Source organism: Halodesulfovibrio oceani subsp. galateae (assembly GCF_055397225.1).
Genome location: NZ_AP042453.1, coordinates 3,567,257 through 3,582,238, shown reverse-complemented (window position 1 = coordinate 3,582,238; position 14,982 = coordinate 3,567,257). Strand labels below are relative to the sequence as shown.

The 14,982-nt window shown below is 45.4% G+C and carries 12 protein-coding genes; 8 read left to right on the top strand and 4 right to left on the bottom strand.

Translation table 11 applies throughout. The features are described from left to right. Positions 1-75: 75 nt before the first annotated feature. Positions 76-2,256, top strand: a complete 2,181-nt coding sequence (locus ACZ5V1_RS15750) for a glutamine synthetase III family protein (RefSeq protein ID WP_160713104.1) — start codon at positions 76-78, stop codon at positions 2,254-2,256. A gap of 326 nt (positions 2,257-2,582) precedes the next feature. Then, positions 2,583-3,932: a glutamine synthetase family protein gene (locus ACZ5V1_RS15745; RefSeq protein ID WP_464389650.1), complete on the top strand. Its 1,350-nt coding sequence runs from the start codon at positions 2,583-2,585 to the stop codon at positions 3,930-3,932. Between the two features lie 126 nt (positions 3,933-4,058). Here ACZ5V1_RS15745 and ACZ5V1_RS15740 read toward each other — a convergent pair whose 3' ends face one another. Continuing rightward, positions 4,059-4,424: a hypothetical protein gene (locus ACZ5V1_RS15740; protein WP_464389649.1), complete on the bottom strand. Its 366-nt coding sequence runs from the start codon at positions 4,422-4,424 to the stop codon at positions 4,059-4,061. Positions 4,425-4,744: 320 nt separating this feature from the next. On the opposite strand from ACZ5V1_RS15740, the gene ACZ5V1_RS15735 reads away from it, so the two are divergent. Both ACZ5V1_RS15735 and ACZ5V1_RS15730 read left to right on the top strand, forming a co-directional pair. Then, a complete protein-coding gene (locus ACZ5V1_RS15735; RefSeq protein ID WP_373792856.1) occupies positions 4,745-5,158 on the top strand; it encodes a 2-thiouracil desulfurase family protein in 414 nt (137 codons plus the stop codon). A gap of 821 nt (positions 5,159-5,979) precedes the next feature. After that, complete coding sequence (locus ACZ5V1_RS15730) at positions 5,980-6,531, top strand: DinB family protein (protein WP_464389648.1); 552 nt, start codon at positions 5,980-5,982, stop codon at positions 6,529-6,531. A gap of 96 nt (positions 6,532-6,627) precedes the next feature. Here ACZ5V1_RS15730 and ACZ5V1_RS15725 read toward each other — a convergent pair whose 3' ends face one another. Next, a complete protein-coding gene (locus tag ACZ5V1_RS15725) occupies positions 6,628-6,993 on the bottom strand; it encodes a diacylglycerol kinase (protein ID WP_464389647.1) in 366 nt (121 codons plus the stop codon). 213 nt (positions 6,994-7,206) lie between these two features. On the opposite strand from ACZ5V1_RS15725, the gene ACZ5V1_RS15720 reads away from it, so the two are divergent. Next, complete coding sequence (locus ACZ5V1_RS15720; RefSeq protein ID WP_464389646.1) at positions 7,207-7,545, top strand: restriction endonuclease; 339 nt, start codon at positions 7,207-7,209, stop codon at positions 7,543-7,545. A gap of 50 nt (positions 7,546-7,595) precedes the next feature. On the opposite strand, the gene ACZ5V1_RS15715 is transcribed toward ACZ5V1_RS15720, so the two are convergent. Further along, positions 7,596-9,356: a chloride channel protein gene (locus ACZ5V1_RS15715; protein ID WP_464389645.1), complete on the bottom strand. Its 1,761-nt coding sequence runs from the start codon at positions 9,354-9,356 to the stop codon at positions 7,596-7,598. A 442-nt stretch (positions 9,357-9,798) separates the two neighbouring features. Here ACZ5V1_RS15715 and ACZ5V1_RS15710 point away from each other — a divergent pair, with 442 nt between their 5' ends. Then, positions 9,799-10,419 (top strand): phosphatase PAP2 family protein, encoded by a 621-nt coding sequence (locus ACZ5V1_RS15710; RefSeq protein WP_464389644.1) that lies wholly within the window; start codon positions 9,799-9,801, stop codon positions 10,417-10,419. A gap of 75 nt (positions 10,420-10,494) precedes the next feature. Here the strand turns inward: ACZ5V1_RS15710 and ACZ5V1_RS15705 are convergent, their stop codons facing one another. Further along, a complete protein-coding gene (locus ACZ5V1_RS15705) occupies positions 10,495-12,651 on the bottom strand; it encodes a GGDEF/EAL-containing response regulator (RefSeq protein ID WP_464389643.1) in 2,157 nt (718 codons plus the stop codon). A gap of 171 nt (positions 12,652-12,822) precedes the next feature. Here ACZ5V1_RS15705 and ACZ5V1_RS15700 point away from each other — a divergent pair, with 171 nt between their 5' ends. Further along, a complete protein-coding gene (locus ACZ5V1_RS15700; protein ID WP_464389642.1) occupies positions 12,823-13,470 on the top strand; it encodes a DUF47 domain-containing protein in 648 nt (215 codons plus the stop codon). 12 nt (positions 13,471-13,482) lie between these two features. Further along, positions 13,483-14,976, top strand: coding sequence for an inorganic phosphate transporter (locus ACZ5V1_RS15695; RefSeq protein ID WP_464389641.1), 1,494 nt, complete (start codon positions 13,483-13,485; stop codon positions 14,974-14,976). Positions 14,977-14,982: the final 6 nt, after the last annotated feature.

Sequence of the window (14,982 nt, the reverse complement as noted above, 5' to 3'; positions counted from 1 at the left end):
AAAAGAAGAATGCAGATGCCTACTCGGGCGTGTACCATTTTATATTGCGCAAATTAGTTTAAAGGAGAGATTTTCATGAGTGGATCGTTAGCCAGACTTAAAGCCATTTCGGCTGTAAACAACACGACACCAACAAGCAAGCCGTTAAATTTCTTGGAAGAAAAGCCAACCGACCTGTTCGGTCGCAATGTGTTCAATGACAAAGTCATGCAAGATCACCTTCCTAAACCTGTTTATAAATCTCTCAAGCGCACAATCGAAAATGGCGAACAGATGGACCCTTCTATTGCAGATGCAGTAGCTTCAGCAATGAAAGAATGGGCTCTTTCCCGTGGTGCGACTCACTACACACACGTATTTTACCCGCTTACCGGCCTTACCGCTGAAAAGCATGACAGCTTTCTTGAGCCTGACGGACGCGGCGGCGCAATCGCCCAATTCTCCGGCACTACCCTTATTCAGGGTGAACCGGATGCATCCAGCTTCCCGAACGGCGGTCTGCGTACCACCTTCGAAGCTCGTGGCTACACCGCATGGGACCTTACAAACCCTGCATACCTCTTAGAAAACGACAATGGCGTTTTCCTGTGTATCCCTACTGCATTCGTTTCCTGGACTGGTGAAGCTCTTGATAAAAAGACTCCGCTTCTCCGTTCCAACCAGTGCATCCACACCCAGACCAGCCGTCTGCTTAAGCTGCTTGGTCACGAAAATTTTGGACGCATTCAGAACTACGCTGGCGTAGAGCAGGAATACTTCCTCGTTGACCGTAACTTCTACTTCTCCCGTCCCGACCTCTACCTTGCAGGCCGTACCCTTTTCGGTGCAAAGCCAGCTAAAGGTCAGGAGCAGGATGACCATTACTTCGGTACCATTCCGAAACGTGTTCTCGCATTCATGATTGAAGCAGAACGCGATCTCTACAAACTCGGCGTGCCGGTAAAAACCCGTCACAACGAAGTAGCACCTGGTCAGTACGAAATTGCACCAATGTTTGAAGATTCCAACCTCGCAAACGATCATAACCAGATGATCATGAGCGTACTGAAAAGCGTTGCTAAGCGTTACGGTATGGCGTGCCTCATGCACGAAAAACCGTTCGCAGGAATCAACGGTTCCGGTAAACACCTGAACTACTCCATCGGTAACGGCAAATTCGGCAGCCTCTTTGAGCCGGGCGAAACTCCGCATGAAAATGCTCAGTTCCTGCTCTTCTGTGCTGCTATGATCCGCTCTGTTCACAAACACGGTTCATTGCTCCGTTCCAGCGTAGCATGTGCAAGCAACGACCACCGTCTCGGTGCGAACGAAGCACCTCCTGCGATCATGTCCATCTACCTCGGACAGCAGCTTTCTGACATCTTTGACCAGATCAAAAATGGCGACGAAGCTACCTCTGAAGCAAAAGGCATCCTGCGTGTAGGCGTAGATACTCTGCCTCCACTGCCTATGGACGCCGGTGACCGTAACCGTACAAGTCCGTTTGCTTTCACAGGAAACCGCTTTGAGTTCCGCGCAGTTGGCTCCAGCCAGTCTATCGCCGGTGCACAGCTCGTACTGAACACTATTCTCTCTGACTCTTTGGATTACATTTCCAACCGTCTTGAGAACCTCATGTACAGCGAAAACTGGGAACTCAACGATGCAGTAACAAAAGTTATTCAGGAAATCGTTCAGGAACACGACTCTGTAGTGTTCAACGGTGACGGTTACTCTGATGAGTGGGCTGAAGAAGCTAAGACCCGCGGTCTTGCAAACCTTCGCACTACTCCTGAAGCACTTACTGCACTCAACAGCGAATCCAGTGTTGCATTGTTCGAAAGCTTCGGTGTTCTTTCCAAGCGCGAACTCGACAGCCGTACTTCAATCTTCTTTGAGCAGTACATTAATGTTGTTCAGACAGAGATTGAACTTGCTATCAAACTGGCTCGCACCTCAATTCTTCCTGCTGCAGTTCGTTACCAGACAGAACTCGCACGCAACTGCATGAACATGAAAGAGCTTGGTCTCGGCTGCGTACAGGGCCCGCTGACCAAACTTACTGAAAACCTTAATGGCCTTGAGTCCGCAGCAAACGAACTCGAATCCATGCTTACTAAAGCACATTCCGGCGAACAGGATCATGCTCGCTTCCTGTGCAACGAAGTACTGCCAGTAATGAACGAACTTCGTGAGTACGCAGACAGACTCGAAGACGTAGTAGCAGATGACCTCTGGCCACTGCCGACCTACCAGGAAATGCTGTTCATTAAATAGTTGTTTCCAGTCTATCTGCCTCCATTTGGGCAAAGTTACTCCCCTGTTCTTTACGAACAGGGGAGTTTTTTTTGTGTTAAGAAAATAAATTATAGAAAAAAACCCCATTGTGTGACAATTTTGTAAACGAGGATACTTTTATCTTCTTGCTATTCATTTGGATGCTGTTTAATGATGCGCCCGTGAATAACAGGGATGAGCCTTAAAAAAACGCAATCATTTTTAAGATCACTCAACGTATCCCCGTAAAAATTGTAGGATTTTTAGGAAACAGGGCAATAAATCCTGTCATCAATACTAGCAGGCTTGCCTTTGGGAGGTATTTAGTGGTGGACGAATATACCGTGTTTAATTGCAAGAATGGAGATGATGTTATCCGTGCAGTTAAAGAGCACAACATCAGCTTTGTTCAATTTTGGTTTGTAGATATTTTGGGTACGCTCAAAAGTTTTCAGGTAACGCCTAAAGAACTCGAAGTTGCTTTCGAAGAAGGCATGGGGTTTGACGGTTCTTCAATCCTTGGTTTTACCCGTATTGAAGAATCAGACATGGTTGCATATCCGGATGCAACAACATTTCAGATTTGCTCATGGCGTCCTTCGGACCGCCCTGTAGCACGCATGTTCTGTGACATTAAAAATCCGGACGGCACACCATACGAAGGCGACCCGCGTTACATTCTGCGTAAGCTTATCGAAAAAGCGGCACAGAAAGGGTACACCTACTACGTAGGCCCTGAGCTTGAGTTCTTCCTCTTTACAGATTCTAAGAATCCACAGGCGTTGGATTCTGGCGGGTACTTTGATGCACCGCCTCTCGATATGGGGAATGATGTTCGTCGCGAAATCATTTTTGCGCTGGAAAAAATGGGCGTAGATGTTGAGTACTCTCACCATGAGGTTGCTCCATCCCAGCATGAGATTGACCTTCGCTATTGCGAAGCTCTCAAAATGGCTGACATCGCAATGACGTATAAAGTTGTTGTGAAAGAAATTGCCCGTAAACACGGCTGTTACGCGACCTTCATGCCTAAACCGCTCTTTGGCGAAAACGGTTCGGGTATGCACGTGCATCAGTCTTTGTTTAAAAACGGCAAGAACGCATTTTTTGATGCGAACGACCCGCACAACCTTTCTTCAGAAGCACGCAGCTACATTGCAGGCTTGCTGAAACACGCTAAAGAATACACCTGCATCGCAAACCAGTGGGTAAACTCCTACAAGCGTTTGTTACCGGGATTTGAAGCACCTGTGTACGTTGCATGGGCACAGTGCAACCGCTCTTCTCTTATCCGAGTACCGATGTACAAACCGGGTAAAGAGCAGGCAACACGCATTGAACTGCGTAGCCCGGACCCGGCAGCAAACCCGTATCTTTGCTTTGCCGCAACACTTGGTGCCGGTCTTGAAGGTATCGAAAAAGGGTACGAACTTCCGGCAGCAGTTGAAGAGAATATTTTTGCTATGGAAACCGAAGACCTCACCGCAAAAGGCATCGAATCCCTACCTGGTTCTTTGCACGAAGCTGTTGAATTTTTGAATGATTCCAAACTGATGAAAACCATTCTTGGAGAGCACTTGCACTCCAACCTTGTGAACAACAAACGCATTGAATGGGACGAGTACCGTACCCATATCTCTGACTTTGAACTTCGCAAATACCTTCCGATCCTGTAATCACAGGAACAAAGCCAAAAAAAATGTAGCCAAGATATACAATATATCTTGGCTACACTTATAACGCCTGTCATTTTTCTCAGTAGACTAGATGAACGTTAAAACGATTCAGTCTAGCAGGGTGTGCTACATGTGGCCCCCTCCGTGTCCGCCGCCATGGCTACCATTGTGACCAGTGTTGTGACCAGTGTTGTGACCGCCGTTGTGACCAGCGTAGCCGCTATGACTACCGTGACCACCATGCATTCCGAAGAAGTTACATACTGAATCCCATGTGGATGAAGAACGTTGTTTTGCCTGATCAGACAGCTGATACATATGCTGTCCGTGATTACCATTATGATTCATAGGCATATGGTTGTAGGAACCATTATGCTGTGCGTACCCATTGTTATTGTACATTGGCATCTGATTTGAGCCGTTTGCTGCAAAAGCCATAGAACCTGTCAAAACCATCATTGCTGCTGTAATTGCGATTAACTTTTTATTCATAACTTACTCCCGTAGTTTTTTTGAATGTACTCACAACAAAGCAACCAGCGTGCCAACATTCTCAATATAGTAATTTCATTAATATTATCTTAATGCCTCAATTAACTTACAAACCTTCTGTATAAAAAGCATACAGATACACAAAAAATAGCTTTGCTTTGCTGTGTAAAATTTGATCATGCGTACAATTTCCATACACTCCACAAATTTCTTCAAATAAACACAATACCCTATCATACTGATTATACTGAACCACTTGCCGACCATACATATGAATGCTAGGGGCAATGCCTGAGCAGATAACAATTCATGGAGGATGTATGCTTGAATACGTAGTGAGCGCCTGCCTTGCAGGCTGTAAATGTAGATACGACGGTAATGACAACACGAACGAACATGTACAGCAGCTTGTACGTGAAGGACGCGCTTTACCTGTATGTCCTGAACAGCTGGGCGGATTTCCAACTCCGCGTACACCTTTTGAACTGAAAGATGGACGTGCCGTTTCAAAGAACGGAGAAGATATTACGGAAAGAATGCAGCTCGGCGTTGAAGAAGCAGCAAAGCTGGTTGAACTGGCAGGATGCACTAAGGCTATTTTGAAATCCCGTTCACCATCCTGTGGTGTCGGCATTATTTATGATGGTTCTTTTTCCGGAGTGAAGATCAAAGGAAACGGACTTTTTGCTGCGCGGATGCTCTCAATGGGGCTGGAAGCGTCAAGCACAGATTAACTTGTGCACACCAACCATCTGCACATTTTTTGACAAAGTGCACATGTGCAAATTTTGCACATGCAGAGTTGCACATGTGGTTTGTTTTTAGTGCAACTTTTGCACATATTTTTTGTGCACATTTTTCTTCATATTCATAACTCACTGTTTTTAAAAGCTTGTCAATTTTGGCACGCTGTATGCTAATATAGAATCAAACAGCATAGAGAACGCAAGTAACATTGCAACACATACTTTGCTCCTTTCGCATTGTGGCAGATGCGATGAGATAGCATTACATACTCCTCGTTAAAAACGTGTTGAAATTCAGTCCCCCCTCACACACCCCGGGGCAGACTGAAAGCCTCTAGCAAAGGCACTAGCTGTACCCCCCACACTGGTACAGCCTAGGGTAAAAAAAAAGGGAATGGAACACCTCCTCACCATTCCCAATCAGGTCCCAACGGGGGTTGAGTTATCAACCCCCGCTTACTGAGCAATTAACAGTACTTACTGTTTTTATATATAAGACAAGCAAACAGCACTCATAATAGCCCACTATTGATTTCCTCCTTTAGCAAGGCCTCCTCTGCTCCCCGACACTGTCGGGGAGCACTTTTTTGTGCTGTATACAACCGCGACGTCAAATATGTTCGAGGTGCATCACTTCCTTTACGTATTATCATGCAAAATAAAGCTCTCCATCCTGCACTGTTTTCATAATCTTTTTGTCATGTTGTCATACGATGACCCAAAAACAGTAATCCCACCGCCAAGAGTAATCATAGAAGCTATAAAAAGGGGCTGTGTACCATACCAAAATGGAACAGAACCTATATTACATGATGCATTCAACCCACGACCATAAGACAGAGCTAATCAAAGCTCTTTCTTCACTTAATAAACAGTACGCGGGTATAGTACGGCGCAAACCACCGGGAGAAGAACGGTGGTCTGCTATCATGGCGCTTGAGCATATTGTTCTTACAGAACGCTCACTTCTCGGCGGATTACCTGCCCCTGAAAATATGGAGATTCTGCATAGAACTTTTGCAAACAAAATTTCATACGCCATCACTTCGTATGTATTTAATTTGCAATTGCTCTTACCCGTGCCGGAAATCGCCCTGCAACCAAAGGGTGAGTACGATATTTTTGAGCTGACAGACATGTGGGATGAAAACCACGCATGGCTACGATCGTTCATAACAGAAGCCCCGAGAGAGTGCCTGAAAGACACCTATTTCAGACATCAAATTGCAGGGCCGATGAATATTGAACAAGCTATGGGGTTAAACCTTGCGCACATCGTCATGCATGAGTTTCAGATCTCACAAATTTTTATGGAGTTGAACATTGAGACCTCACTTTTGCCGTATCAGCCTTCAACATAATTCTAGGCAAAAGCGATGTTATGTCGCCTGATGTGCATAAAAAAAGCTCTGTATCCTCGGATACAGAGCTTTTTTTCAACATAATGTCCGTAAAATTTAACCAAATATCACATAAAGCCATGTCAAAAGATTCGCGACAATAGCCACGCCAACAGCAGCAGAGCCTGCGTCTTTTGCACGTTTTATAAATTCATTCTTCTCAGGCATCACTAAATCTGCAATATTTTCAATCGCGGAATTGCATAACTCAAAAGCACAGACTATAAGCCACATGCCGGTCAGCAATAGTGCTGATGGAAATCCGAAGAAAAACCATGCAACAAGCAATATTACTGGAATAAGTGCGATCTCTTGTTTGAATGCAATTTCAGAACGATAGGTGGCAACGAGCCCTTCTATTGTATAGCCTGTTGCTTGAAAAAAGTGTGCAACACCTGTTGCTACTGAGTCTTTTATCGGCACAATGTCCCCTGTCCGGTGTTATATACGGTTTTTTTATGCAGCACTGCGAAACTATTGTGGTATCATAGATCGCGCTGTACTAAGACAAGCGTTAAAAATGTCGGCAAGTTCATACGAACTTGCCGTAATAAATACAGCTTTCGTTTTTCGTTTTACTGAATTTACATACTGTTTGTACTCAAAATGTGCAAACCGCTACATATAAGGCAAAATATGGCAAAGGTATCACCGCAAAAAGCAATCAGACGATTCTGCCTCACATGTCAGGGGGGCTCCTCCAAACGTGTGGAAGGATGCGAGGACGGCACGTGCCTGTTCTTTAATCATCGCCTTGGAACCGGGCCGGAAGCACCTCAACGCAGCACTGTGCAGCAAATCCGGCAATACTGCCTCATGTGCTCCGATAACAACCGTAATGAAGTTCGTTCATGCAGTGCCAGAGAAGATTGTGACCTTTGGTCTTTTCGCTTCGGATGCACTCCTAAAACGTGGACGCGGGTTAAGCGGCGCGTCAATCAGCCACGCAAATTACTTTTGCCGGGGCTGAACTAAGAACATAAAAAAACCTCTCTTTCTATCCGAAAGAGAGGTTTCTGTTCTGCTTACGCAGCATCCTTCAGCTGCATTCCCACCACGGACTGATCATACGCCGCGAGCACGTCCTGTTCTCGCAGTGTACCTATAAGCTTTCCGTCAGTCCCCACCACAGGCAGTTGTGAAATACTGAATTCTGCCATTCGATGCAGAGCCTCCAGTACAATATCTTCATCACGAACCGTCTCTATGCACGTAGTGGCGATGTCCTTCGCGATAAGTAAATTATCCAAATATTCTTCCGCAAACACACTTCGCAAATCGCGGAAAGAAATAATACCTGTCAACTCGTCGTTTTTATCTACCAAATGCAGATACGGAGCGTTCTTCTGCCGAAACGTTTCAAACACCTGCTGGAGTGAAGCGCCTTCGTACAGGATGTCCGGCTCTTGCTGCATCAAATCCTTCACTTTGTACTTTTTCAAAATATTCTGTTCCATACCACCCTGCAGATTAACACCTCTTCTGAGAAGCTTCATTGTATAGATGGAACCGGGGCTGATAGAGGAAGCAATCAGCGTACTGATAATACATGTAAGCATAAGCGGAAGGATAATATGGTAGTTACTGGTAAGCTCAAATATTATGAGAATAGCAGTAATGGGCGCATAGGTAGTTCCTGCCACAAGTCCCCCCATTGCTATAAGAGCAAAGATTCCGGGAGTTGGAACAACAGCAGGAAATAGATAATGCACGGCAACACCGAACACGCCGCCAGTCATGGCACCGATAAACAGTGACGGAGCGAATATACCGCCACTGCCGCCACTACTGATGGTAAGCGATGTCGCAAAAATTTTTAAGAAAATGAGAATAAGCATGGTACCCCATGCCATTTTATCCATGAGGGATAATGTAATCGCTCCATAACCCACGCCCATGATTTCTGGAAATTGCAGCAAAATTCCGCCGATACACAATCCACCGAGAGCAGCTTTAAGAATTGGCGGAATAGCTATGTAATCTGCCAGATCTTCCATTTTGTAGAGCGTCAAAACAAAGAGAACTGCTACTAGAGCGGATATTACCCCAAGCACTGGAAATAATCCAAGCTCCCAAAGTGAACCAAGTTCGTACACTGGAGAAATAAACGCGGGAAAATCGCCGAAATAGTAACGGGAGATAGCTGTAGCGGTAACGCTGGAAAGAACGACAGGAGAAAACGCAGCAAAGCCAAAATCACCAAGCAATATTTCCAAGGCAAAAAGAATTCCTGCGATCGGTGCATTAAACGTTGCGGCAACCCCAGCAGCAGCGCCGCACCCCACAAGGGTTCGCTGGTTGGTTCTATTTACTTTGAGCAATTGCCCGAGCGTTGACCCGATGCTTGAACCAATCTGGACAATCGGCCCTTCACGCCCAACAGAACCGCCTGAGCCGATACAAATGGCTGATGCGGCAATCTTTACGGCAGCTACTCGCTTACGGATAACGCCATCACGTAGAGCAACAGCCTCCATCACTTCTGGAACACCATGCCCCTTAGCCTCTGGCGCCCCCTTAGACGTAAGGAAACCAACAATTGCACCACCAATAGTAGGCGGAAGCACAATTGCGTACCAAGGAAGTGTGTCACAGAACTCTAAAAAATCAGCACTGTTCTGATAGAACAAGATCTGAACTGCATCAATGGCATATCGGAATAGCACCGAACCATATCCGGCAAGAACACCAACCCCTAGAGCCAACAAGAGCATAGGTGTATGCGCGTTAATTCTAGATGAAACACCAAGCCAGGGACGGGAATCGCATACATTCTGCTGCGGCATACCTCTCCTCCGGTGCTGTAAATGGAAATTGGAGTAACCATAGCAAAAAGATACTTTTATTTCTAGATAATAGACTCATTTTTCTAAATAACATTTGTCTTGAGAAATAGATGGCGCGCCATAAAAAAAAGATCCCTGCCACTACGACGGATCTTAACGTATTATTAATCCAACAACTGCTAGATTGGAACTTCCAGACAAAACCAATAAGTATTCTTGAAAACAAATCATCGATAAAAATTTCTTGAAAAAACCAACAATTCTTATTTTATTTCTGGAACATAGCTTAACTACGTCTCGTCGTTGTTTTTGCCTTGCAATAGATGATTTCAATGAGTAAAAACCTACTACAAACTAGCAAAGCAGATGTTGCCGGTACAAACTTTAATAGTAGTACTCCGACTCTTTTACATCGATTTTTACTACTGGTCAGAGGAAATACATGGCGTTTTCTACTCCTGAATGGGACTTAGCCCTTTTCAAACTCATCAACATGCAATGGCGTTCTGACGTACTTGATGTACTCATGCCTATTTTTTCAGACCGCATGTTGGTGTGGGTTGTTGCAATCCCTCTTGTTATACTTGCCGGAATTAAAACAAAAAAATGGCGCAATTTGCTTATTAGCTTAGCAATTATCGGCGCAGTTGTAGGTGCTACAGACTTAACGACAAATGTTGTTAAGGATGCTGTCGGAAGGGTACGGCCTAACAATGCCATCGCCCAATCTAATTACTATAGCTACAACAAAAGTGAATGGCTTCAACGGCCAGCGAACTTTGTGCAGACAGATACCAGCGGCTCATCATTTTTCTCCGGGCACGCTGCTAACTCTATGGCTGCCGTAACCATTGCAATGCTCATGTGGCCTAAGCTCAGATCATTCCTTTGGTTGCTCCCGCTGATTATTGGCTATTCACGGGTATATCTTGCTAAACATTATCCGCTGGATGTGCTTTGTGGCTGGGCTTTCGGCCTATGCTTCAGCTATCTACTCTGGAAAGTTGTTCTCTATCGATTTGCTCCTGACTGGGGCAAAAACCCGAAACAACCGACCAGTTAATTGGCATAAAAAAAGGGTGGAGTTAAACAACTCCACCCTTTTCTCATTTGTATATGGTTCGTACACGCCAAAGCGTTAGCTAACCTTTTCATCTCCAAGCATAATAAGAAAATCATCAACAGCAACCGGTTTTGAGAATAAAAAGCCCTGTGCTTCTTCACACTTGTGCTTTTGCAGGAAAACAAGCTGTTCATCTGTCTCAACGCCTTCTGCCACAACATGCAACTTCATCTGTTTTGCCATGGAAAGGATTGCGGATACGATGTTTCCGTCATTTTCATCTTCAGGAATACCGTCGATGAACGTGCGGTCGATTTTCAAAATATCGATCGGGAAAATCTTCAGATAGTACAAAGAAGAATAGCCTGTTCCAAAATCATCAATGACAATCTTAACACCGAGTCCTGCTAATTCACGAAGAATCTCAGCAGTTTTATCAAGATTTTTCATCATGATGGTTTCGGTAATTTCAAGCTCAAGCTTAACAGGGTTAATACCCGATTCTTTAATAGCGCTGCTTACAGTCGCGTACAAATCTTCCGTAAACTGAACTGCTGAAATGTTCACAGATACCGTTAAATCCGGATACCCCATCTCGTGCCATGCGTGCATCTGGTTGCATGAATCGATGAGCACCTGTTCACCAAGCTCACGAACAAGACCGGTTTCTTCCGCAACAGGAATAAACTCGGCCGGGTTACCGATACTGCCATCTGCACGAATCCAGCGTACAAGGGCTTCAGCACCCAAGATTTCACCGCTCTGCACATCGAAACGAGGTTGGAAATACGGAATAAACTCGTGACGTTCAAGACCTTCACGAATTAAACGCTCAAGCTTAAGGCGTTCTGTCACCTGTTCCAGCATACAACGATCAAAGCGCATCCAACTGGAACGCTTATGCTCTTTAGCACGATACATGGCGATATCACTTCGAGTAAGCAGTGTGTTCGCATCATGCCCATCGTCCGGATAGCATGTGATACCGATAGTTACTGACAGGTGAAGTTTGTGGGATGCCACAAAAAACGGTTCTCTGAAAACAGTGTTTAAATTTTCTGCATGACTTGAAATAACATGTTCTTCCGTAACATTCGGAAGCAGAGCAAGAAATTCGTCACCGCCGACTCTGGCAACTTTTCCGTTAACGCCGATAATACCCTTCAAACGGCTTGCAACAAGTTTGAGCAGCTCGTCGCCAAGATCATGACCAAGACTGTCATTGATACGCTTGAAGTTATCGATGTCGATGAAAAGAAGACAAAAAGTTGTTTTACCGGTGTCCTGCCCGAGTAACTCGTGCAGAAAATTCATAATATAAAAACGGTTCGGCAGTGTGGTCAGCTCATCATGATATGCTTGATGGGCAACAAGTTCTTTTTGTGACTTCAGCTCTGTAATATTGTGCAACACGCCAAGCGTGGACAATTTACCATCATTTCCGTCCGTAAATGCCCTGCGATATAACACATAATATGATATAGTCTTATCCTGAGCTACATATGTAATTTCGCAATCACCGCTGTTATTGTTTTCAAATACATCGCTGCATAACGCTTCTGCACAGGTTGTATTTGTCGCGAGCAGGTCAGGAATACGGCGGTTAACCACTTCACTTTTTTCAAGCTGCAACATATCGCAAAAAGCTTTATTGCAATCAATGCACACAAAGTTTTTGTCGCTAATGTATAAAGGGCTCGGAATTGCTTCAACAAGGTTGTTTACAAAACTACTATTTGACCGCAATAATTGCTGATAGCGAATAAGTTGGTCACTTGTTGACTGTAATTCGTTAGAATGAGTCTCTAGACGGGATTCAAGTAAGGCATGGTATTGGCTGCGTTCGAGCAATAAGCTCGCGCGTTCCAGACATTTTTTGACAGCATGATCAAGTACGCCATGATCAACAATCGGTTTTGTGATGAATTCCCAAGCACCTTTTTTAAGTGCCCGTACAGCTTCATCCACAAGATTAACGCCGGAAATAACGATTACCGGCACGTATGGCGCTACTTTTTTTACATGCTCAACAACCGCAAGACCACCTGTATCAGGCATTATCAAGTCAACTATCACAATATCAGGCTGATTTTGTGAAAAGAGCTCAATCCCCTCTGTACCATTACAGGCTTGCGTTACAAAAAAGCCGCTGTCTTCGAAGTAAACCGAAATATTACGGCGTAACATTGTATCATCATCTATAATTAATAGATGCAGTGTATCCCCTTGCATGCGTTCTAACCCTCTTTCTCTTACGCGATGTGGTAAACGGATAGAGCAACCTTCGCTGCAAAAATACAAATATGTACAAGACAATCGTGCGAAAGATATTTCGCGTATATTACATGGAATACTGGATACTGAAAAGCAATTGTTACAAGCAATTATTGTACTGGAGGACAGATGGCGCACAGCGTACTGCGAAAGCAGATTGGATTAAAGAAACGTATTGATGAGTTTTTAGATCAGGTAAGTGAAGCGTCTTTGCTTTTTAAGCAAGGCGTTGGCTTCTATATTGATGAAAAGCACGACCAGTTTGAAGAAAAATTGGATCAGATTTCTACTGTAGAACATCATGGGGATGAGATGCGACGCGCAATTGAACGTCAGCTATATCTCAAAACTCTTATTCCCGAATCACGGGGTGACGTACTTCAACTATTAGAGCAGCTTGATACACTACTTGATTGCTGTAAAGAAGTGCTCTGGCAATTTCAGATTGAATTACCGGAAGTACCATACAAGTCACATGACGATATGCAGGAACTTGTTTTGTACTCTGTGGAATCAGTTGAAGCAATCGTGCGCTCTGCACGTTCATTCTTCCGCAGTTCAAATGTTTCTGACCACCTTCACAAAGTATCATACTGGGAAAGTGAATCAGACAAAGTTACGACCCGCATGCTCATTGATATCTATCGACGCGACGACCTGAGCTTATGCCACAAAAGCCAGCTAAAAGACCTTGTCCGCCAAGTTGCACAGATTGCAGACAGGGCGGAAGACGTGGCTGACAGACTCACCATTTACGTTATCAAGCGCATGCTCTAAGGACGGTTTTCTATGTTGCCTGTATTCTTATCCAGCGGCCTCTTTCTAGGCTGGTCTCTGGGCGCAAACGATGCAGCAAACGTTTTTGGCGCTGCTGTTGGCTCGCGCATGGTCAAGTTTCGAACTGCGGCCATCGTCAGCTCCATCTGCGTTATTATCGGTGCTATGTACAGTGGCTCCGGCACGGCTGACACCCTTGGGAAACTGGGGGAAGTAAACGCCCTTGCCGGTGCATTTATGGTAGCGTTCTCTGCCGCCATCACTGTGTACCTGCTCGTTAAAGCCCGCTGTCTGGTTTCCACTTCGCAGGCAATCGTTGGGGCTGTTGTCGGTTGGAACTTCTTTAGTGGTTCCGCAACAGACCCTGCTGTGCTGAGTAAGATCATGCTCACATGGGTGGCTTGTCCTGCCCTGTCCGCTGTATTCGCTATTCTACTTTATAAGTGCATAGCCGGACTCATTCACGCTGCTCAAATACATATTTTTACGCTGGATGGAATGACCCGCTGGGGGCTTATCCTCGCCGGTGCATTCGGCTCCTACGCCCTCGGCGCGAACAACATGGCGAACGTCATGGGTGTTTTTATCCCCGTTGCGCACCTACAGCCTCTTGAAATTTTCCCCGGATTTATCCTGACCGCCACACAACAGCTCTTTTTTCTTGGCGGGCTCGCTGTATCCGTTGGTATCTTCACATATTCACACAGAACAATGATGCTCGTCGGTGACGGTATCATCAAGCTGACCCCAGTTGCATCCTTTGTGGTTGTTATGGCGAACTCACTCGTTCTGTTTATGCTGTCATCACAAGATCTTTCCAACCTGTCCGTATCACTCGGACTACCACCGATTCCGCTTGTACCTGTTTCCAGTTCACAAGCGACCATCGGCGCAATTGTTGGTATCGGGCTCTTGAAAGGTGGCAGAGGCATCCGCTGGCGCTCACTGGCGAACATCGCATTCGGCTGGATTCTTACCCCCGTAATGGCGGCAACAATCTGTTTCGTATGCCTGTTCTTCCTACAGAACGTATTCCAGCAGACAACCTTTGAACCTGTTTCCTACGAACTCACACCGAGTGCATGGGAAAAGCTCACAGAGGTTGATGGCATAACCCAAGATACCCTGACAAAAATTGACGACCTCTGGCTCGAACGGTTCCCGAATGCATCAGAGTTTCGCGATGCCTTAAAATATCGCCTCGGCAAAAAGCCGAATGCCATTCGGACAATTATGGGCTACGCCCGTCGTGATTCTCTCAGGCTGTCGCCAAGGATTATTGAACGACTCGACACCAGCAAATTCACACAAGCAGAGCTTGCAGTGTTGCACGGGCTGTCAGGACAGGTATTTGTTCACAGCTGGCGCCTTAAAGACATCCTCGGTGAAATGTCGCCTCTGTGGCGCTATTCCGACACCGATGTCGAACACAACAAACGCCTCGACGCCAAGTTCAAGTATCTCGATTCTAAGCTGCATATTCAAGAACCTAGTGATCTAAAATAGCAGCAA

Excerpts from the sequence above, each read along its gene's own strand:
- ACZ5V1_RS15715 (WP_464389645.1), bottom strand. The coding sequence starts at position 9,356 with ATGCCGCAGCAGAATGTATGCGATTCCCGTCCCTGGCTTGGTGTTTCA.
- ACZ5V1_RS15735 (WP_373792856.1), top strand. The coding sequence starts at position 4,745 with ATGCTTGAATACGTAGTGAGCGCCTGCCTTGCAGGCTGTAAATGTAGA.
- ACZ5V1_RS15695 (WP_464389641.1), top strand. The coding sequence starts at position 13,483 with ATGTTGCCTGTATTCTTATCCAGCGGCCTCTTTCTAGGCTGGTCTCTG.
- ACZ5V1_RS15730 (WP_464389648.1), top strand. The coding sequence starts at position 5,980 with ATGATGCATTCAACCCACGACCATAAGACAGAGCTAATCAAAGCTCTT.
- ACZ5V1_RS15700 (WP_464389642.1), top strand. The coding sequence starts at position 12,823 with ATGGCGCACAGCGTACTGCGAAAGCAGATTGGATTAAAGAAACGTATT.
- ACZ5V1_RS15750 (WP_160713104.1), top strand. The coding sequence starts at position 76 with ATGAGTGGATCGTTAGCCAGACTTAAAGCCATTTCGGCTGTAAACAAC.
- ACZ5V1_RS15740 (WP_464389649.1), bottom strand. The coding sequence starts at position 4,424 with ATGAATAAAAAGTTAATCGCAATTACAGCAGCAATGATGGTTTTGACA.
- ACZ5V1_RS15705 (WP_464389643.1), bottom strand. The coding sequence starts at position 12,651 with ATGCAAGGGGATACACTGCATCTATTAATTATAGATGATGATACAATG.
- ACZ5V1_RS15710 (WP_464389644.1), top strand. The coding sequence starts at position 9,799 with ATGGCGTTTTCTACTCCTGAATGGGACTTAGCCCTTTTCAAACTCATC.
- ACZ5V1_RS15720 (WP_464389646.1), top strand. The coding sequence starts at position 7,207 with ATGGCAAAGGTATCACCGCAAAAAGCAATCAGACGATTCTGCCTCACA.